Source organism: Lewinella sp. W8 (assembly GCF_004375085.3).
GTDB lineage: Bacteria > Bacteroidota > Bacteroidia > Chitinophagales > Saprospiraceae > Neolewinella.
In genome coordinates this window covers 77,911-94,883 of record NZ_SNAQ03000019.1, presented here as the reverse complement: position 1 = coordinate 94,883, position 16,973 = coordinate 77,911, and the positions used below count along the sequence as shown (strand labels likewise).

At 55.8% G+C, this 16,973-nt stretch carries 18 protein-coding genes and 1 tRNA gene; 4 read left to right on the top strand and 15 right to left on the bottom strand.

The features are described 5' to 3' along the window. Positions 1–108: 108 nt before the first annotated feature. Together E1J53_RS19125 and E1J53_RS19120 are read left to right on the top strand one after the other, a co-directional pair. Positions 109–651 carry a TRAP transporter small permease subunit gene (locus tag E1J53_RS19125; protein WP_368671764.1) on the top strand — a complete coding sequence of 181 codons (543 nt, stop codon included), beginning with the start codon at positions 109–111 and terminating at the stop codon, positions 649–651. Continuing rightward, positions 648–1,949, top strand: a complete 1,302-nt coding sequence (locus E1J53_RS19120) for a TRAP transporter large permease subunit (RefSeq protein WP_134274178.1) — start codon at positions 648–650, stop codon at positions 1,947–1,949. Before E1J53_RS19125 ends, E1J53_RS19120 begins: the two co-directional genes overlap by 4 nt. Here E1J53_RS19120 and E1J53_RS19115 read toward each other — a convergent pair. The 3 genes from E1J53_RS19115 to E1J53_RS19105 form a co-directional block, all read right to left on the bottom strand. Beyond that, positions 1,939–3,471, bottom strand: coding sequence for an NAD(P)H-hydrate dehydratase (locus E1J53_RS19115; RefSeq protein WP_134274179.1), 1,533 nt, complete (start codon positions 3,469–3,471; stop codon positions 1,939–1,941). The two genes, E1J53_RS19120 and E1J53_RS19115, sit on opposite strands and share 11 nt — an antisense overlap. Positions 3,472–3,481: 10 nt before the next feature. Further along, positions 3,482–4,528 carry an MlaD family protein gene (locus E1J53_RS19110; protein ID WP_134274180.1) on the bottom strand — a complete coding sequence of 349 codons (1,047 nt, stop codon included), beginning with the start codon at positions 4,526–4,528 and terminating at the stop codon, positions 3,482–3,484. 299 nt (positions 4,529–4,827) lie between these two features. After that, entirely contained in the window at positions 4,828–6,501 is a 1,674-nt protein-coding gene (locus E1J53_RS19105) for a glycerol-3-phosphate dehydrogenase/oxidase (protein ID WP_134274181.1), read from the bottom strand. Between the two features lie 227 nt (positions 6,502–6,728). Here E1J53_RS19105 and E1J53_RS19100 point away from each other — a divergent pair, with 227 nt between their 5' ends. Then, positions 6,729–7,655 (top strand): carbohydrate kinase family protein, encoded by a 927-nt coding sequence (locus E1J53_RS19100; RefSeq protein ID WP_134274182.1) that lies wholly within the window; start codon positions 6,729–6,731, stop codon positions 7,653–7,655. Here the strand turns inward: E1J53_RS19100 and E1J53_RS19095 are convergent. Continuing rightward, on the bottom strand, positions 7,652–9,052 hold the full coding sequence (locus E1J53_RS19095) for a hypothetical protein (protein ID WP_134274183.1): 1,401 nt from the start codon (positions 9,050–9,052) through the stop codon (positions 7,652–7,654). The two genes, E1J53_RS19100 and E1J53_RS19095, sit on opposite strands and share 4 nt — an antisense overlap. A gap of 238 nt (positions 9,053–9,290) precedes the next feature. Between E1J53_RS19095 and E1J53_RS19090 the strand changes: the two genes are divergently transcribed. Further along, positions 9,291–9,363: transfer RNA gene (locus E1J53_RS19090), tRNA-Gly, on the top strand. Here E1J53_RS19090 and E1J53_RS19085 read toward each other — a convergent pair. From E1J53_RS19085 to E1J53_RS19035, 11 genes are all read right to left on the bottom strand, one after another. Continuing rightward, positions 9,355–10,887: a recombinase family protein gene (locus tag E1J53_RS19085; RefSeq protein ID WP_134274184.1), complete on the bottom strand. Its 1,533-nt coding sequence runs from the start codon at positions 10,885–10,887 to the stop codon at positions 9,355–9,357. The two genes, E1J53_RS19090 and E1J53_RS19085, sit on opposite strands and share 9 nt — an antisense overlap. Next, positions 10,887–11,045, bottom strand: a complete 159-nt coding sequence (locus E1J53_RS19080; protein WP_154640244.1) for a hypothetical protein — start codon at positions 11,043–11,045, stop codon at positions 10,887–10,889. The genes E1J53_RS19085 and E1J53_RS19080 overlap by 1 nt, the downstream gene beginning before the upstream one ends. 1 nt (position 11,046) lies before the next feature. Continuing rightward, positions 11,047–11,298, bottom strand: a complete 252-nt coding sequence (locus E1J53_RS19075; RefSeq protein WP_134274185.1) for a hypothetical protein — start codon at positions 11,296–11,298, stop codon at positions 11,047–11,049. Beyond that, complete coding sequence (locus tag E1J53_RS19070) at positions 11,295–11,735, bottom strand: ImmA/IrrE family metallo-endopeptidase (protein ID WP_134274186.1); 441 nt, start codon at positions 11,733–11,735, stop codon at positions 11,295–11,297. Before E1J53_RS19070 ends, E1J53_RS19075 begins: the two co-directional genes overlap by 4 nt. A 193-nt stretch (positions 11,736–11,928) precedes the next feature. Next, positions 11,929–12,084, bottom strand: a complete 156-nt coding sequence (locus E1J53_RS19065; protein WP_154640243.1) for a hypothetical protein — start codon at positions 12,082–12,084, stop codon at positions 11,929–11,931. Continuing rightward, entirely contained in the window at positions 12,081–12,506 is a 426-nt protein-coding gene (locus E1J53_RS19060; protein ID WP_134274187.1) for a hypothetical protein, read from the bottom strand. The genes E1J53_RS19065 and E1J53_RS19060 overlap by 4 nt, the downstream gene beginning before the upstream one ends. A gap of 273 nt (positions 12,507–12,779) precedes the next feature. Continuing rightward, positions 12,780–13,505: a hypothetical protein gene (locus E1J53_RS19055; RefSeq protein ID WP_134274188.1), complete on the bottom strand. Its 726-nt coding sequence runs from the start codon at positions 13,503–13,505 to the stop codon at positions 12,780–12,782. Between the two features lie 29 nt (positions 13,506–13,534). After that, a complete protein-coding gene (locus E1J53_RS19050; RefSeq protein WP_134274189.1) occupies positions 13,535–14,020 on the bottom strand; it encodes a hypothetical protein in 486 nt (161 codons plus the stop codon). A 31-nt stretch (positions 14,021–14,051) separates the two neighbouring features. After that, positions 14,052–15,617 carry a replicative DNA helicase gene (gene dnaB, locus E1J53_RS19045; protein ID WP_134274190.1) on the bottom strand — a complete coding sequence of 522 codons (1,566 nt, stop codon included), beginning with the start codon at positions 15,615–15,617 and terminating at the stop codon, positions 14,052–14,054. Continuing rightward, a complete protein-coding gene (locus tag E1J53_RS19040; protein WP_134274191.1) occupies positions 15,614–16,480 on the bottom strand; it encodes a hypothetical protein in 867 nt (288 codons plus the stop codon). Before E1J53_RS19040 ends, dnaB begins: the two co-directional genes overlap by 4 nt. Next, on the bottom strand, positions 16,477–16,782 hold the full coding sequence (locus E1J53_RS19035) for a hypothetical protein (protein ID WP_134274192.1): 306 nt from the start codon (positions 16,780–16,782) through the stop codon (positions 16,477–16,479). The genes E1J53_RS19040 and E1J53_RS19035 overlap by 4 nt, the downstream gene beginning before the upstream one ends. Positions 16,783–16,973: the final 191 nt, after the last annotated feature.

The following is a 16,973-nucleotide window of genomic DNA, read 5'->3' as shown; positions in this document are numbered from 1 at the left end:
ACGACCTTGCTCCTCGGTGATCACCCGGCACCTGCGCGCTCGCGCCCTCGTGCTCAGCCGGGGTCAGCCACAAAAACTACTTTGCGCTGCTTCACTATCTTAACCCCCGTGAAGGGAAAAACTACCTTAGCGGATGGCATCGAGCGGATCGTTGCCCGCATCGGGCGGGGCGCGAGCTACCTCAACGTGCTGTTGATCGTGATCATCATCGTGGACGTTTTCCTGCGGGCAACCTTTTCCCTCACCAGCGTCTGGGTCATCGAGCTGGAGTGGCACCTTTTTGCCATTATTTTCTTGCTGGGCATTCCCTACGCGCTGCAAAAAGACCGCCACGTGCGGGTGGACCTCTTTTTTGAGCGATTTTCCCCCCGCAACCGTGCCCTGGTCAATCTGGTGGGCGGCCTGATTCTGCTGCTGCCCTGGTCCCTGGTGTTGCTGTACACCGGTTGGCAATTTGCCGCCGAGGCCTGGACGAGCGGGGAGGGTAGCCCGAACCCCAACGGTATTCCCACCTTTTTTCCGATCAAGGCCATTATTCCCCTGGCGGCCGCCCTGCTGTTCCTGCAGGGGCTGGTGAGTACCCTGCGCGCCTACGCGGCGTACGCCACCGGGGAGGCCACCGATCAGGAACCCCAAAATGAAGGAGCATGAGTCTCGCGGTGCTGGCCATCATTCTCTTCGTGAGTATTTTCCTGCTGGTGCTCTACGGCTATCCGGTGGCCTTTACACTGGGAGGCCTGTCGCTGATCTATGCCTTCTGTTTTCTCGATCCCGCGGTGCTCAGCCTGCTCCCCAACCGGGTGATGGGGGTAATGGAAAACTCAGTACTGCTGGCCGTTCCGCTCTTCGTCTTCATGGGCATCATGCTGGAGAAGAGCGGCCTGGCCGAACGCATGTTGCGGACGATGTCCGACCTCTTTGGTAGGGTCCGGGGAGGGATGGCGGTGTCGGTCATTGTGGTCGGGGCCCTGCTGGCGGCCTCCACGGGTATCGTTGGGGCTACGGTGATCACCATGGGCCTCATCAGCCTGCCGCCCATGCTGAAAAAGGGGTATCCCGCTACGGTCTCCACAGGAGTGATTGCGGCTTCCGGGACCCTGGGGCAAATAATCCCTCCCTCGGTGGTGCTCGTGCTCCTGGGCAGCGTGCTCGGGGTTTCGGTGGGCAAACTGTTTCGGGCCGCCCTGTACCCGAGCCTGGTGCTGGTGGCGGCCTACGTGGTCTACATTCTGGTGCTGGGCCTGGTGAAGCCCAAACTTTTCCCGCAGGGCCAAACCGAAAATAGGGTTTGGGATGCGGGATTCGTCAAACAGCTGTTGGCCAGCCTGTTCCTGCCGTTGCTGCTGATTCTGGCCGTTTTGGGCTCCATTCTGATGGGCTGGGCTTCCCCCACGGAAGCCGCCGCCGTTGGCGCCGGGGGCGCCATCTTACTCACCTGGAGCCAACGGAAATTGTCGGGCACCGTGCTGCGGGAAGTTTGTGAGGATACTACCCACCTGACCTCCATGGTGTTCATGATCTTGCTGGGGGCGACGACCTTTTCCCTCGTTTTCCGGGAGTTGGGGGGCGATCAGTTTCTGGTGCAATTGATTGAGCGTAGTGACCTGCCCGAATATCAGTTTCTGGCGCTGGTCATGTTGGTGGTCTTCATCGCGGGCTTCTTTATCGACTTCATCGAGATCGTCTTCATCATCGTCCCCGTCGTGACGCCCCTGTTCGTGGCCTACGGCACTGACCTGATCTGGCTAGGTATTTTGCTGGGGATCAACCTGCAGACGAGTTTCCTCTCACCGCCCTTCGGTTTTGCCCTTTTTTACCTCAAGGGAGTGGCTCCGCCCGGAGTAACCACCGGCCACCTTTACCGGGGCATCATTCCCTTTCTGATCATTCAGGTACTGCTGATGGTGGCCGTGCTGGCCTTTCCGGAATACCTCGGAATTATGGGGTAGTCGGATCGGCGGACCGCAAGCCGCGGAACGCCTGACCAAGATAGTTAATCAGGTCTTCGGCCAGCAGGCTTTCCTGTCCGAGTTCGCTAGCGGCCAGGTCGCCGGCCAGACCGTGCAAATAGACCCCGAGGAGGGCCGCCTGTTCGGGGGAATACCCCTGGGCCAGCAGGCCCGCCAGTACTCCGGTGAGGGCATCACCCATGCCCGCCGTTCCCATGCCCGGATTGCCGGTGGGATTGAAATAGAGGCGCCCGTCGGGGAGGGCAATGCTGGTATAGCCCGTCTTGAGCAGCAGAATGACCTGATGCGTCCGGGCCATTTCCCGTTGAAGCTCCCAGCGGGCAAAGTCATCGTCCGTTTGGCCGAACAGCCGTTCAAACTCCTTGGGGTGGGGCGTCAGGATGCTGTTAGCGGGAAGGTGTTCCATCAGGGAAGGGTTCCTGGCCAGCAGGTTTAATCCGTCGGCATCCACGACAATTGGGCGGTCGTAGCGGGTAAGGAGTTTGCCGAAGGCTGCTTCCGTCAGGGCTTCCGTACCGAGACCGGGACCAATGGCGAGGGTAGTATAGCGATCCAGGGGGCCTACCTCGGTGGCGTGGTAGCGGTGAGCGTCCACCTCACACATGGCTTCGGGGAAGCTGATCTGCATGATTTCGTATCCACTTCGGGGAACGTGGCAGGTAAGGAGGCCCGCACCGGTTCTGAGGATGGCTCTGCCCGTAAGGACCGCCGCGCCCATGCTGCCGAAACTGCCCGCGTACAGAAGGACGTGACCGAAAGTACCCTTATGGTCATTGGCCCGGCGGGGACGCAGGAGTGGAGCCAGCTCCGCCGCCGTGCTTTGACGGGGAGTAGGTTGGTTGGCCTCCCCCACGATTTCCGGCACGGCATCGTCCGCCAGTTGGAAGGAAACCCTGCTCCAGTCGCCCAGGTAGTCCGTGTTGGCGGGGGCGTACAGGCAAAGCTTGGGGTAGCCGAGGGTAAAGGTGTGGTGCGCCCGGAAGATGGGCTCCTGGCTCGGGCCATCGGCCATCAGGCCGCTGGGTAAATCAATCGCTACCCGTCGGAGGGGAAGCTGATTGAGGTGGTGGATAAGCTCGGCCCAGTATCCCGTGATGGGCCGCGAAAGGCCGGTGCCAAAGAGTGCATCAACGAGAATGGCATCCTTCGGGAAATTGGGTAAGGGGCCGTTTTCCTCGATGGGGTGAAGGATCAAGCCCGCCCGGGTAGCCTTTTCCTGGTTGGCGAGATTGTCCTGACTGGGGGCAGAAATCTCCGCCAGATAGATTTTTACGGTATATCCCCGTTGGTGGAGAAGGCGGGCGGCGACCAGACCGTCACCACCGTTGTTGCCCGATCCGGCGACGATGATGATGGTGGGCTGGCGCCCGGACAAACTCTGGATAAAGGCTTCCGTAAATGCCGTGGCGGCGCGTTCCATCAAGTCCTCACTGCTGATACCATGCCTGCTGATGGTCGCCTGGTCAAGCGAGCGGTGCTGCTGGGCGGTGAGGATGTACATAGATGGTGCTTTACTGCTGCTGTTCTTCTTCCAACTCGGCGTCTTTCCGGTCGAATTTCAGCACCCGTTTCCGACTTTTGAAGGGGATGTAGCGGTAGGGACGTTCCTGAAGATCGGTCAGGAGAGTATCGGCGGCCATGCTGGCGCGGTTGAGGCGGTCGTAGATGGCGTCGTCCTGAAGTAATTTACCGAGCGTGCCTTTGCCGGACTGTACGTCCGACATGATGCCACTCACGCCGCTGAGGGCCTGATCCGCTTCCTGAAGGGTACCCCGGAGTTGGGTGATGCTGGCGTTTACCTCGGCCATGGTTTTATCCAGGTCTACCTCACTCAGGGAGCCGGTGAGTTCTTCGGCATTATCGATGATGCCGGCGATGGATTCCTGTTTACTGGCCAGGGTTCCGGTGAGTGCTTCCAGGTTTTCCATGGTGGCGTTGATCTCTCCGGCGTTGGCGTCCATAATGCGCTGGAGGCGGGCCGTGGAGAATTTCAGGTTTTCCATCGTAGCGGCCAGGTCCTGGCTGGACCGGGCAATCGGGTTGTCACTTTCCTTACTGAACAGCATGTATTCCAGACTGTCGAGGGTGCTGCCGATCTCGGCCTTCAGGCCATCCAGGGGGTTCTCTCCATCGTCGCCGCCGGTGAAGGAGGCCAGAATACTTTTGGAGTTCCCGATCAGCAGGCTGCCGGGTTCGGCGCAATCTCCGTTGCCGAAGCAGGGGTTTTCGTATTCCAGTTCAATGGCCTTTTCGCCCAGCAGGCTGATGGTCGCCAGCGAGGCCACGGTTCCCTTGGGAACGTTGACGCTTCGGTTGACGTCCATGGACACCTTGACCAAACGGCTTTGTTGGTCCAGTTGAATGTCGTTTACGGCACCTACCGTCACTCCGCTGATCTGTACGGGAGTGCCGATGGTCAGCCCCGCAACGTTGTCGTAGTTGGCGTAGTAGATATGGGAACGGGAAAGCAGGTTGCTTCCTTCGATGTATTTGTAGCCCCAGAAAGAGAGGGCGATGGCAACGATGGCGAGGATGCCAATTTTAACTTCGTAACGCATACTTGGGGTTGCTGAATGGCAAAGGTTACCTTTTGCTGGCTGGGTTAGAGTGAGCGTGGTATTGGCCGCAAAAGTACGGCTCTGTAACGTGCCCGGCAGAACATTGGTTTGATGAAAGGACCCGGACTTGCCATTGGCGGGTATCCACGCATAGGATTTACCCCCGCGAGGAATGGCCCATAAATAGGGAGAAGCCCCTGATTGGTAGGTGATTATAGGCGGGAAAAACCATCGTCTTTGTGCCGAACTACGCCGGGAAAGGAAAAATAATTCCTCGGGTCGGGCCTCAGCAAGGAGGGCTACTGTTCGGGGGTGGCCACGGAGGAGGGTGCCGGCTCAAACTCACTCACCCAGCGGATGGCTTCCAGTACCCGTTCCCGCTCCCGGTTCAGGTCCTCCTCATCGTACTGGTAGGCTTCGGCGAAGACGGCCAGTACGTCGTCGAGAATGGGAGCGATACTCGGCATATCAAAGTAGAGTCTGCCGGAACGCCGTTCCACCCAGTCGATGGGATAAAGGGCCAACTCGCGCTCGATGCACCAGGCGGCTTCCGCGGCGGCCAGGCGGCCAACGTCCGTTCCTTCGCTTCTTTTTGTGGCGGCCTCGATGATTTCTGGCGTCTGCTTGCCGTAGTTGGCCACCAAATAGGCGGCGCGATCCGGACTGAGACTGGCTTCCTCCAGCTGTTGGGCAATCTCTTTTTCGTAGGCCAGTACGTCCGCGTAATTTTTAAATGGTCCTCCCGAGAGCGTAATGTCCTTGGTGGTGTTTTTGGCCAGGTCTTCGCCTCCGGCCCGCAGCTGTTTGCCCAAGCGGTCAACGACCCGTTCCGCCATTTTACGGTAGCCAGTAAGCTTACCGCCGGCGATGGACAGCAAGCCGGAATCGGACTCGAAAATTTCGTCCTTCCGCGACATCTCCCCGGCTGATTTGCCCTCCTCAAAGATGAGGGGGCGTACGCCGGCCCAACTGGATTCTACGTCCGCGACGGTGAGGTTGACCGTGGGGAAGATGCCATTGACGCCCTCCAGCAGATACTGTACGTCTTCCAGGTAGGTAGGAATTTTGTTGGGATCACCCTCGTAAGGGGTGTCGGTAGTGCCGATGTAGGTGGACCGCAGACGGGGAATGGCGAAGAGCATGCGGCCGTCCGGTACGTCGAAGTACACGGCGTTCTTCAGGGGCAGGCGTTCGCGAGCAACGACGATGTGGACGCCCTTGGACAGGAAGAGCCGCTTGGCGTTCATGCTCTTGTCGATTTTGCGCAGATCGTCCACCCAGGGGCCGGCCGAACTGATGACGTGCTCGGTCCGGACGGTAATTTCTTCTCCGGAAAAGCGATCGCGACAGACGACGGCATCAATCTTCTCCTCGGCGTTATAGCCGAAGTCTACGGCCTCCACGTAGTTGAGGGCCGTGGCGCCGTGTTTTTCGGCCGTTTTCACGTTCTCGATGGTCAGTCGGGCATCGTCCGTTCGATATTCCGCATAAAACCCTCCTCCCTTCAGGATATCGTCCCGCAAAAGGGGTTCCCTTTCTTTGGTTTCCTCCTTGCTGAGCATGACGCGCTTGTCGTCTCCCTCCACGTCGGCCAGGAAGTCATAGACCCACAGCGCCATGCTGGTGGACATTTTGCCCAGCGAGCCGCCCTCCACGAGGGGGAGCAGCATTTTTTCCGGCCGAACCAAGTGGGGGGCAAGGTCGTGGACGATGGCCCTTTCCTGTCCGACCTCCCGCACGAGACCGATCTCCAGATTCTTCAGGTACCGGAGACCACCGTGAATCAGTTTGGTGGATTTAGAACTCGTCCCCGACGCAAAGTCATTTCGCTCGATGAGCAGTACGTCGAGTCCGCGACTGGCGGCATCCAGGGCAACTCCGGCTCCGGTGATGCCACCTCCAATGATGACCAGTTCGAAGGTGTGGTTGCGGAGTCTGTCGATTTTTGCCTGTCGCTGCGGGGATGCTTGCATGGGTGTCGAGTTATGTTTTTTCGGGTGGGGAATACTCCTGATCGTAAAAGTAGCTCCAGCCAGTTAACTGGAAATTAAGGTGGTGGTTGAGTTTCCGGTCAATAAGTACCAACAAAATATGGGCCCTAAGGATCGGGCACTCGCAAGTTGAATTGAAATTTCGCCCGGGAAATCGTTTGTTTTCTCCTGGATAGTATCTTCCCCCTTGCGCTAAACGTCAAAATTATATGGTTACCCCCGAGATCATTTGTGCCGGAGAACTTCTAATGGACCTGATCAGCACGGAATACGCTGAAGATTTTCGATCGGCGGATCGCTACCAGCGGCTGGCCGGAGGAAGCCCGGCCAATCTGGCCATGAACTTGGCCCGTTTGGGACGGAAGGTGGGTCTGGTGGCTACGGTAGGGCAGGACGACGCCGGCGCAATGCTCCGGGAAGGAGTAGCCTCCCTTGGCGTGGACGTGACCCATTTGGGGCGATCGGAGGAACCGACGACACTGATCCTGGTTACCAAATCCCGGGAGGTATCCAATTTCGAAGCCTACCGGCTTGCGGACCGGATGATTACCGACGACCAATTCCCCCCGGCCTACTTCCAACAGTGCTGGGTCTTCCACACGACGGCCTTTGCGCTGAGCCGGGAGCCGGCCCGCTCCGCCATCCTGCGGGCGGCCGATTTGGCCGCCGCCGCCGGCGCGCGCGTCAGTATAGACTTCAACTACGCCGGAAAAATTTGGCCGGATCGACGGGAAGCCCTTGAAATCCTTCGGCGGTACCTGGCGCCGGCGGGCAGTTTGGCCAAGTTCAGCGACGTGGATTACGCCCGCCTGTTTGCGGAGGAAGTCAAAGATCCCTTCGTGGCCGCCCAACGGATCAGGGAGCAAGGCGCGGACGTGGTCTGTCTGACGATGGGGGAAGGCGGGAGCTACGTGGTGCACGACGACGGACAGTTTCACCTGCCCGTCCGTCCGGTGGAGGTCCGCGACACGACCGGCGCCGGAGATGCCTTTTGGTCGGGCTTCCTGGCCGCTCACCTGGCGGGGCACGACTGGGAATCCTGCGCGAAGGCGGGCCGGGGGATGGCGGAGCGTAAGCTCACCGTCCTCGGACCGGTACGGGGGACCGTGAATCTGACCGAGTTGATGGAGGACTAGGGGCAGTCGAGGTAAATCTGGGCCCCGCGGAACAGCATCCGGGAATCGACTTTGCACCCGCGCTCCGTCGCCCAAAGCGTGTCCCGGCGCATACTTTCCCGAACGTTTTGCTGGGTCAGCACATCAAAGAGGAGCACGTATTTCCCCGGCCGTTCGGCCTCGCGGATGCTCTGGATGACCGGCCGTTCCTCCCGGTCACGGCTGCGGGGGTGGATGCGCCGGTAATAGTCGTAGGTAGGTAGGGTGCTGTAGTGCAACAGTGGCTGGAAACCGGGCTGCAGATCGGTGGAAATGATCCGGGATTCAGAAAACTTCAGGGGGTGGAGATAGTGTCGCACCACGTTGGTGCTGCCCAGTATCAGGAGGAGCCCCGCGATCATTGCGTACCGCCAGTATTTGCCCGGCAGGTTGTCGGTGATGCTTCTGGCCCCGATGGTGGCGGCCAACCAGAGTGGGGGCAGCAGGAACAGGAGCAGCCGCGGAATGAGGCTATAGAGCTTTACCGAGGAGGCCGCCAGAACGATCAGGAGTGGCAGCGCAAACAGCAACTTGCGGTCGTCAAAATCTTGCAGTAGGCCACTGAGGTAGAGGGCCCACCCTCCGAACATGGCCAGTGCGGTAAACCCGAAAGCCAGCTTGATCGGGCTGTTTAGCTGCACCAGCGTCCGGATGAATTCCTCAATACTGCCGGGGGAAACGTTAAAGAAATACGCCTGATGGTATTTGTTGAGCTCCGGGTCACCCACCGAGGGCTGGAGGACCAGAAAATAGAGCAGCGCAAAGGCCAGGAGCCAGAGGAAGCCTACGGGGAACCATTTGAGGCGGGCGTTACCGCGGGTGCAGAGTAATCCCGTCAGGCCGATGGCCGCCAGCAGAAAGATGGCGGGCAGTGAAGTCCAGATGGCCAAACAGCCCCACAGGGCCCAGGACCAGCCGGGGCGTAAACTCCGTAGGGCTCTGGCGAGCAGCAGGGCGGAGATGCCCAGGTCCAGGGCGTAGGGCTTGATTTCGTTGACGTAGCGCAGGGTGGTGGGGTTGACGAAGAGGAAGGCCAGCAGCAGGAGGCGCCACCATCCTAGCCGCAGATGACGACCAGCGCTCAGCAATCCGATTACGGCGAGCATTCCGCCCAGCAGTGCCGGGAGGCGGAGGGCCCGTTCCCCGTAGCCGAAAATTTCTCCGCAGAGCTTGGTCAGGACGAGGTAGAGTGGGGGAGCGTAGGTGCCGTAATCCTGGGGGGAAAACAGGCCGCCGAAGGACCGGTCAAAAACGTTGCGGGCCACGTTGGCCTCGTCAATGAACAGGGCAGGGGAAGACCACCAGGCCAGGACCCACAAACTGCCCCCGAGGAAGAGGAGTATCCATAAAGACCAAGGTTTCCACTGTTTGCCCGTCATGGCACAAAACTACACCAGCGGGCAAATCCGTACCTAAGGGGCACGCCACAATCGGGAGCGAAATACTTGCTTTTAGCGCAAATTTTTTTTTCGGGGACATGTTCCTGAAAATCAGGAATTTGCTGGGGACGAAGGCAACTTTTTTCCGTTTTCAACGCGTTTTACTTGCAAGGGTCTTTTTGACACCCCTATATTTGCACCGCTTTCGGAAGGAAGTATGGCTGAGCAGCCAGCAGACGCGGATGTAGCTCAGTTGGTAGAGCGCAACCTTGCCAAGGTTGAGGTCGCCGGTTCGAACCTGGTCATCCGCTCATTACCCGGTTACTCGCTTTAATAGTGGGTAGCCGGGTTTTTAGTTTGGTGCAACTGCTTGATAGATCGGTAGTTACGGTCAATGCCGAGTTAAGTGTAGTTGTTCGAAAGATACCTAATTTTTGGTCGTAAATCAAGCCGTCGGGGAAGGCCATAAGCAGAAAATCGGTGAGCATATCCCTGCGGGGCTCCTCCCGGAAGATCGCCCCCAGGTTGTTGAGGCCTTGAAGAACGGACTCCAGTATCTTGCCGTGATTTTTGAGCCGTGCTTCCGCGTCGGCCAATCTGTCGCTGATTTCGTCGCACCGGGCGATAACGGCGTCCCGGTCCTCGACGGAGACGGCACCCGTCGCCAGCAACCAAGCAATGTTCTGGCGGGCTTCGTTGGCCTTCTTAGCTTCCGCCCGAAGGTTTTTCACCTCTATTTCAGTATTGGCCCGGAGAATCCGGCTCCGCTCCTCTGCTTTCTTCCCGAGCCGCTGCGAGGCTCTTCCGGACAATGTTAGCTGTTGGATCAACTCAAGGGCGTCCTTGTTGAGCTTATCGGCGTCTATCCGGTAGTGCCGCGGAGTGAACTTGCCACAGATCAAATACTTCTTCGGCTTGCGGCGGGTGTTCTCGTTGGGAACGGATAGGGTAAGCCTGGAGGAGCAATGCGGACAGGCGCATACCGGGGCCATGAAAGCGTCTTGCTTCTTTCTGCTTTTGGCTGTCTTGGCTTGCTTTGCTGACCTCATTCGGGCAATCTTCCTCCCCTCCTCCGGAGTCATGGGGGCCGGAGCGTCGAAGGGGTAGCCCCGGTACATTCCCCAGGCCATTGGGTTTTCAATCAGTTGGATTGCTGAGTCGTAGCTCCCGAGTGCTTCTTTGCCGCCGGCACGTCGCCAAGCTGCTTTCATGTTGATCCCGGCAAGGACGTAGTCTTTGAACTTGACGAACGGCTCCCAAGCGGGGCCCTTCAGGATGCGGTAGTTCTTTGGCGTCCTGGTGATCCATTCCCGAACGTAAATCCGGGGGAGCTTGGGGACGGGAAGGATGCCTACTTCTACCCGTTGGGTGTAGCACCGTTTGATGTTCTGAGAGTTCTTCTTTGAATACTCCTCCGCCCGGGCGAGGTCAAGCATGAACATGGAAACGGACATTGTATCGTCCCAATCGACCCAACGTTCCACAATGTTGATGTAAACCCCTATTTGCTGGAATTTCTCTATCCAGGAAGCACCGTTGAGGAGGTTACGGATGTAGCGGTCCGCTTGCAGGAACACAAAGCACGTCACCGCCTTCGAGGGGTTGCTCTGATTGTGTCTCCTGAGCTCGTCGTACGCTTTTTGAATGTTGGCCCGGTTCGCCTTCCATCCGCTTTCCGCTGCTGCGAAATTGAAAAGGATTTGCGCCTTCGGGTTGCTCTTCAGGATATGCCCTTCGACTCCCTTGTCTTGGGACTCAATGGATATTCCGGCGTCCTGCTTCTTGGTGCTTACGCGGGAACCAACGGCAAAATAAATATGGTCGGTGATTTTCACTACTCGGGATTGTCTGTGTCTTTTTCTTTGTCCGGCTTGGTTTTGGGCTCGTCCTCTTGGTAAAGGACTTGCTCCTCCGCCCTGTCGAAAAGATAATCCAAAATCAGGTTATCCAGGGCATTGGGTTCGGAAAGAATTTCTTTGATCGTGGCACTCATGCTAACCTCTTTTTCTGTTTGTGATTAAATGGCGTTGACATTCGATTTTCTTAAAAGCATACTCAGGAAGACCGAAGCAGTCGCATAAAAGCATGGGGGAGAAACAATAGCCACCTAGCAAGCTCAAGTGAGCAAGCATTTTCCATTTTTCAGACGTGTAGGGCTTCTCCACCAACTCGGCAAGCGTCACGCCCTCGGGTAAATACTTGGGTGCGTTTTCGTGGAGCACGTCGGTGAATTTGTTGCGGGTCATCGTTGTGTGTAAAAATTGATTGACTGCCCCAACTCCTCAGCCAAGTATTTACCGAAATAGTCTGCCTCGGTCTGTGCTGTTTCCTCGTTGCTGGGCCAATCCGGGCAATGGTTTAATACGATGTGGCCTACCTCGTGGTAAAACACAAACCTTTTTGTAGGCACATTCAATCCGTTTTTCATCCATATTGTAGCATTGCAATCGGTTTGGCCCAGTGCATTTTGCAATACATCTTTGTAAACGACCTTTACCCCAAGTGCCTGGGCCATGCCGTCATAACTCATATCGGTTGACCGGAACAGTTCAGCCGTCTCAATGACCGCCTTTTGCAGTTCTGCACCTCTAGTCGGTGGCGTGGGCTTATTGATTTGATAGTAGGCCATGCCCATAAGTAGGGTCGGGGCAATCAGGATCAGGTATTTTAGCGTCTCCCTCATTTCTCAACAACTTTACTCTCCCTCATCCAGCACCAAGTAAACACGGCACCGTGTAGGATCATCATGGTTACGGTAATTGCTTGACGCATCAGGCTGGGCCCGTTGAGTGCGGTTGCGGCCAAGTCGCCAGCGACCGTAAACAAGATGGCCAGGATGGGCCCGAGCTTGGGGTTTCGTTCTAAGGCTCTCCACATCATATCCGATACCGATTTTTTGCCTTGTAAAGCATGACGCCAGCCGCCCCAAGTGCGACCATGCCGCAAAGCAGATCAAGGACGGGCACGGCCAGGGCGTAAAAGACCGCAAACAGGGCCATGCTGATAAAGTAGATTTGGGCGGGACGGGTCATACAATCACCGATTGACGGCCCCAGGCCTGGAACATTTCGCGGAGCTTTGGGTCCATGGTGTGCCCGAAGTCATTTAGGATGCCTTCCGCTCTGCGGTGCTTTCTCCGGTTCAGGTAGTTTTGCCGGTGGGTTGCCCATTTTTCGGGGTCCGGTTCGTACTGGCAGCAATCTTGACGCCCCCGGCGTTTGTCGGTGTCGAAGATCACCCCTTCTTCCTTCAGGTTGCTCATGGCCCGGGAAGCGTTGGTCGTGGGAATTTTTACTACTTCCTGGAGTTGATCCCGGTTCGCATAAGGAGCGTCGGGATGGTTGAAGTAGTAGTCCCTGAAGAAACGGGCGCAAGTCCTGGCCTCCCGGGGGAGGTCCAGGCGTCGGAGCGCGGCGAGTTGCGCCGTTTCGTAGGCAGATGTTCCGCTTCTCATTGGTAGGACTTTTTGAACCCGCCAGCGGGAGTTTTAGCGATAAGGCGTTCATCGAGTAGGCGGGATAGGATTACGTTAGTCTCCTTCTGCGTCCGCTTTGCTACGGTTACAATTTCCTTGAGGCTTCGTTCTTTGTTGTCGGACATGAGTTGAATCACTCCGGCGCGGCCAGCGCGTAATTTCGTCAGTTCCATAAGGGATGTTTTTTTTGAAAGGCTCCCCGGCTCAACTGCCGGGGAGCAAAATGTCGATCATGCGATAACTATTCAATTCTTAGGCCTCGATCACGGTGACGCCGAGTTCCCGGAGGCGTTCCGTAACGCTATCAATGATCGCGGACTTCTTTTCTTGGATCAGGTTCTCCATGGCAATGCTTTCCAGCCAGAAGAGAACGGACATTCCGTCAATCTGGAAACAGACCTCCACTTCGAATTGCTCTGAGTTGAATCCTTTGAAAACCGGGGCCTTCAGGGTGAAACGGCAATCAAATTCGGATTCGAGCTTCTGCTCAAAGTGGTGCAATTTGCTCCCCTTGAGATTATCTTCCTTTTCGAGAACCTGAGTAACGGCCCCTTTGAATTTCAGGATTTTTTCCAGGGTGGATTGATGCTCTTCGGGGTCTGCGAAAAGGTGGCGCAGGAATTTCAGCTTTTGGTGAAGACTCTTCGGGGCGACCTTGTGCTCCTGATTGATGTTCAACTCCTGGAGTTTCGGGTCCATGAGGAGGCTACCGATGATGGTGAAACCGCCGTGGCGAAGATTCCGGTCGTTGGTCCGAAGAGTAATGGTTCCGTCTTCTTTGTCTACGATGGTAGACATTTCGGAGAATTTGAGGTATTCGTCCTCTGCTTCGGTACGCTGTTCCAGCCAATCGGCAGGGGTGGTAATTACTCCCCTGAGCGTTTCGCGCTGCTGGACAGGAAGTTCTTGGGCTTGTCCGGTACGGATTACCACTTCGTTTCCTTCGTCGTTATTGACGCTGATTTGAATTTTTTCCATTGGTGTTGTGTTTGATTTTGGTGAATGAATTATGCGGACTTCGCGCTGATGTTCAGGATGGAACTCTGACGTTCATTGTCCTGGAGAGACCGGTCGTAGATGTATCTGCCCTCCTTGGTGTAAAGGCCCATCCGGTTGAGGTCGTAGTAAGGGAGAGCGAAAAGCTCGGTCCGTTGAACTTCCTTGCCAGCGGAAAGGACTTTGTTCAGGAGTTTTTGCTCTGACTTGGCTTCGCTGACCGTCAGTTCTCCGTATCGGCTACGGGGGAGGCCGTCAAGCTCTTCATAAGCTCTGTCCAGGGCCTCCAATGGGTCAGGGGTGTTGATGATGATTTCCTTGTACTTCTTCGCCAGTTCCTCCCGGTTGAAGATGTAAAGGCCCAGGTCTGCAACCCGCTTCTTCTTTTCGTCGGTGTCTTCTTCGGAAAGCTCGAAGTCAATGTCTTCGAAATGTCGCTTGGTGTGAGCTTCTTCCAGGTAATCCGGATCAACCTGATGTGGAATAGTATTCGGCATGGTAATTGGATATTGTGCCAGTATTGGCGGGTTAATCGAAGGGGATGTTTTCGTCCAGGTCTACGGGACTCCCTTCAGGAAAGTGCTGGGAACTGCCATAGGGCAAGTCCTCAAGCCATGAATCTGTATCGTTATAGTCAGCAGCAGCGGGCGTCTTCGGGGCCGACGGGTGATTGCCCGTTAGCGAAAAGTCTGGATTGTCAAGTTCTTCGAAAACCCCTGTTTCGCTTTTGAACTGGAGAATGACGTCTCGGGCTCCGCCGTGCCGGTTCTTCCCGACAATTACTTCAGCCATTCCAAGGAGCGAATTGCCCTGTTCGTCTTCGGTGATTTTGTAGTATTCCGGGCGGTAGAGGAACATCACCATGTCGGCGTCCTGTTCCTGCGATCCCGACTCTCTCAAGTCCGACAGTTGAGGCCGCTTATCCCCTCCCCTGGCCTCAACCGCCCGAGATAGCTGGGAAAGGGCAATGACCGGGACTTCCAGTTCTTTGGCAAGAGCCTTGAGCCCACGGCTGATTCCTGCGACTTCCTGCTCCCTGTTCTGTCCCTTTTTGGCGTTGGTCCCCATCAATTGCAGATAATCAATGATTATCATGGAAAGCGGAGTCCCTTTCTTTGCCATTTTCCGCGCCGTTTCCCGGGCTTTTGCTCGGACCTTGGACAATGTGATTCCCGGGGTGTCGTCAATGAAAAGACTCCAGGTTTTGATCTTCGCGTTCGCTTCGTGCATTAAATCCCGAGCAACTTTGTCTTTTCTGAGCCTTGACCAATCCCGCAAGCGGTTTCCAGGGACTCCGGACTCAGCACTCAGATTGCGGCCATGGCATTGATCCTTTGACATTTCCAGGTTGAAAATGAGGACGCCTTTGTCTTTCCTCCGGGCAACGTTGCGCCCGAGGCCCATTGCGAAAGCGGTTTTACCCATTGCAGGGCGGGCAGCGACCAGAATGAGATCGCCAGGATGAAATCCGGTGGTAACGCGGTCAAGCGATTTGTAACCGCTACTCAGGCCCGGGGCCTCCGCATTTTCATCCGCGGCAAACTCCTCCAACTTTTGTAAGTACCGATCCCCAATGTCACCGGCAAGCTCAGGTTTTGAGTCCGGACCAATTCCGTTCACGCCCCCAATCCAGTTTTCCAGTCCGTCGATTTGCTCGAAAACGTCTTCGTTGCGGAGAAGAGCGTCGGAGAAGTTGTTCGCTACCTCGATGCCTGTGCGGGCGATATACTTCTCAGCAACCACCAAAGAATGATCCTCAACGTAGAAGGAAGAAGAGACTCTTCCCCGGAGTTCCTGGAAGTAGGGCATCCCGCCGGCTTCCTGGAGCGTTCCCCGCTTCGTCATTTCTTCAGCAACCAAGTAAAGCTCAACCTCCCTTTGGGAATTGAAAATACTGGTCATTGCCTCGAAGATCAACCGGTTTCGCGGGTCGAAAAAGTGATCGGCCTTAACTAGATCAATGGCTTTCGGGAATCCATCTTGAAAGAAAAGACAAGCTGAAATTAGTTGCTTTTCAATGCTGACGGCTGACGGCTTGAGACTATCGAGACCTGTAAGCTCCTTCAGGAGCGGACTTTCTATTGCTTTGGTCATAGGGCGTCTTCTTTTTTCATTTCCTCAATCAGTTGGCGATGTTTTGCCAGCGGGCTTTCTCCCTGGAGGACGCCTTCTTTGACTTCGCCTTGTTCACGAAGAGCAGCGTACTTCGTCCGGGTCTTGTCAGTATTCACCCACGAAAAGAAGGAGCCCCGGCCACTGAGTAGACGGGTATGTGCTTTTTCCACGAAAGCATGATCCTGGATTCTGTGATTGATCCATTTCTTCATTTCGTGGTAGAATTCTTTCTTTGTCAGTTCAAGCCGCGCCCGGGTGCAAATGATTTGAGGTAGTCTTGGCTGTTTACGGATTTCCTCCACGCAGTTCGAGAAGACTTCATCCTCCAATGAAATTTCATTGTCATAATCACCCCTAGGAACATCAGAAATAGAGCGCGTTCCTCTCTCTTCTTTATTACTATGTTTCTCTTCTTTCTCTGTTTCTTTATTAGTGTTCGGTTTCCCGTTATCGGTTTTCCCGTTATCGGAAAACCGCACAACGGTGGAACCGTTATTCGATTTTCGGACAATGGTGTCCGTTGATCTTTTCTCAGGAGGTACGGGAACGTCGTCGACTTCGTAGTCATATCCAGCCAGTTGCCCGCCCTGGTCTTTCCGCTTCAGTTTCCGGGTCATATAACCGGCGATAATCAGTTCATGGATTCCAGACCGTAGCGACGCCTTTCCGTCTTTCTTCGACCGCTTGACAAGGTCTTCCATGTTGATTTCCCAACCGTCGGGTAGGCCAAGAAGATATTGGAGAATTCCCCGGGCCTTCCAAGACAGTTCCACGTCTTGAGAAGCGTCCCTACCGATCATAACGAAGGGCTTGTCCCTTTTTTTTCTGACAATCTTACTCATAGGTCGGCCAATTCATTTTCATAAGTCTTCACGCTTTGTTTCATTCTGTCTACTACCCCCATGGGGTCGTCTATCGGTAGCGTCATTATCATATCCCGTCCCTCTCTGGAGGAGACCAAATCTTTGGCAATGACGGCGTTTGCTATTTCCTCAAGCCCTTTAATCTTCGCGGCCTGAAGTGCGGTCTCAAGATTCCCAAAGGCAATGTCCAATTGGATCAAATCTTTTGCCGCGTCCATTTGGCGGAGCATCCGATCTACAAGCCGGACGACATTTTTTCCACTAGCTTTTCCCTTAGCCATTTTCTTGAGTTTTCATCCGCGTTCTGTTGAGCAGTCAACCGGCTTGCCCGGGTATGCCTACCGTTCTTGAGGCAATAGGCAATTAGCCGCTGTCGGATATTGATAATGTTGTTGAGACCTTCGACCAGGAAGCGGATTTCTTCCGGCGTGAAGTCTAAAGGACTATCAGTTCGACTACTCTCATTTTCCAT

What these genes read in the sequence shown, in the direction of transcription:
- E1J53_RS19120 (WP_134274178.1), top strand. Translation starts at nt 648, where the DNA reads ATGAGTCTCGCGGTGCTGGCCATCATTCTCTTCGTGAGTATTTTCCTG.
- E1J53_RS19115 (WP_134274179.1), bottom strand. Translation starts at nt 3,471, where the DNA reads ATGTACATCCTCACCGCCCAGCAGCACCGCTCGCTTGACCAGGCGACC.
- E1J53_RS19110 (WP_134274180.1), bottom strand. Translation starts at nt 4,528, where the DNA reads ATGCGTTACGAAGTTAAAATTGGCATCCTCGCCATCGTTGCCATCGCC.
- E1J53_RS19105 (WP_134274181.1), bottom strand. Translation starts at nt 6,501, where the DNA reads ATGCAAGCATCCCCGCAGCGACAGGCAAAAATCGACAGACTCCGCAAC.
- E1J53_RS19100 (WP_134274182.1), top strand. Translation starts at nt 6,729, where the DNA reads ATGGTTACCCCCGAGATCATTTGTGCCGGAGAACTTCTAATGGACCTG.
- E1J53_RS19095 (WP_134274183.1), bottom strand. Translation starts at nt 9,052, where the DNA reads ATGACGGGCAAACAGTGGAAACCTTGGTCTTTATGGATACTCCTCTTC.
- E1J53_RS19080 (WP_154640244.1), bottom strand. Translation starts at nt 11,045, where the DNA reads ATGAGTGCCACGATCAAAGAAATTCTTTCCGAACCCAATGCCCTGGAT.
- E1J53_RS19075 (WP_134274185.1), bottom strand. Translation starts at nt 11,298, where the DNA reads ATGACCCGCAACAAATTCACCGACGTGCTCCACGAAAACGCACCCAAG.
- E1J53_RS19070 (WP_134274186.1), bottom strand. Translation starts at nt 11,735, where the DNA reads ATGAGGGAGACGCTAAAATACCTGATCCTGATTGCCCCGACCCTACTT.
- E1J53_RS19065 (WP_154640243.1), bottom strand. Translation starts at nt 12,084, where the DNA reads ATGACCCGTCCCGCCCAAATCTACTTTATCAGCATGGCCCTGTTTGCG.
- E1J53_RS19060 (WP_134274187.1), bottom strand. Translation starts at nt 12,506, where the DNA reads ATGAGAAGCGGAACATCTGCCTACGAAACGGCGCAACTCGCCGCGCTC.
- E1J53_RS19055 (WP_134274188.1), bottom strand. Translation starts at nt 13,505, where the DNA reads ATGGAAAAAATTCAAATCAGCGTCAATAACGACGAAGGAAACGAAGTG.
- E1J53_RS19050 (WP_134274189.1), bottom strand. Translation starts at nt 14,020, where the DNA reads ATGCCGAATACTATTCCACATCAGGTTGATCCGGATTACCTGGAAGAA.
- dnaB (WP_134274190.1), bottom strand. Translation starts at nt 15,617, where the DNA reads ATGACCAAAGCAATAGAAAGTCCGCTCCTGAAGGAGCTTACAGGTCTC.
- E1J53_RS19040 (WP_134274191.1), bottom strand. Translation starts at nt 16,480, where the DNA reads ATGAGTAAGATTGTCAGAAAAAAAAGGGACAAGCCCTTCGTTATGATC.
- E1J53_RS19035 (WP_134274192.1), bottom strand. Translation starts at nt 16,782, where the DNA reads ATGGCTAAGGGAAAAGCTAGTGGAAAAAATGTCGTCCGGCTTGTAGAT.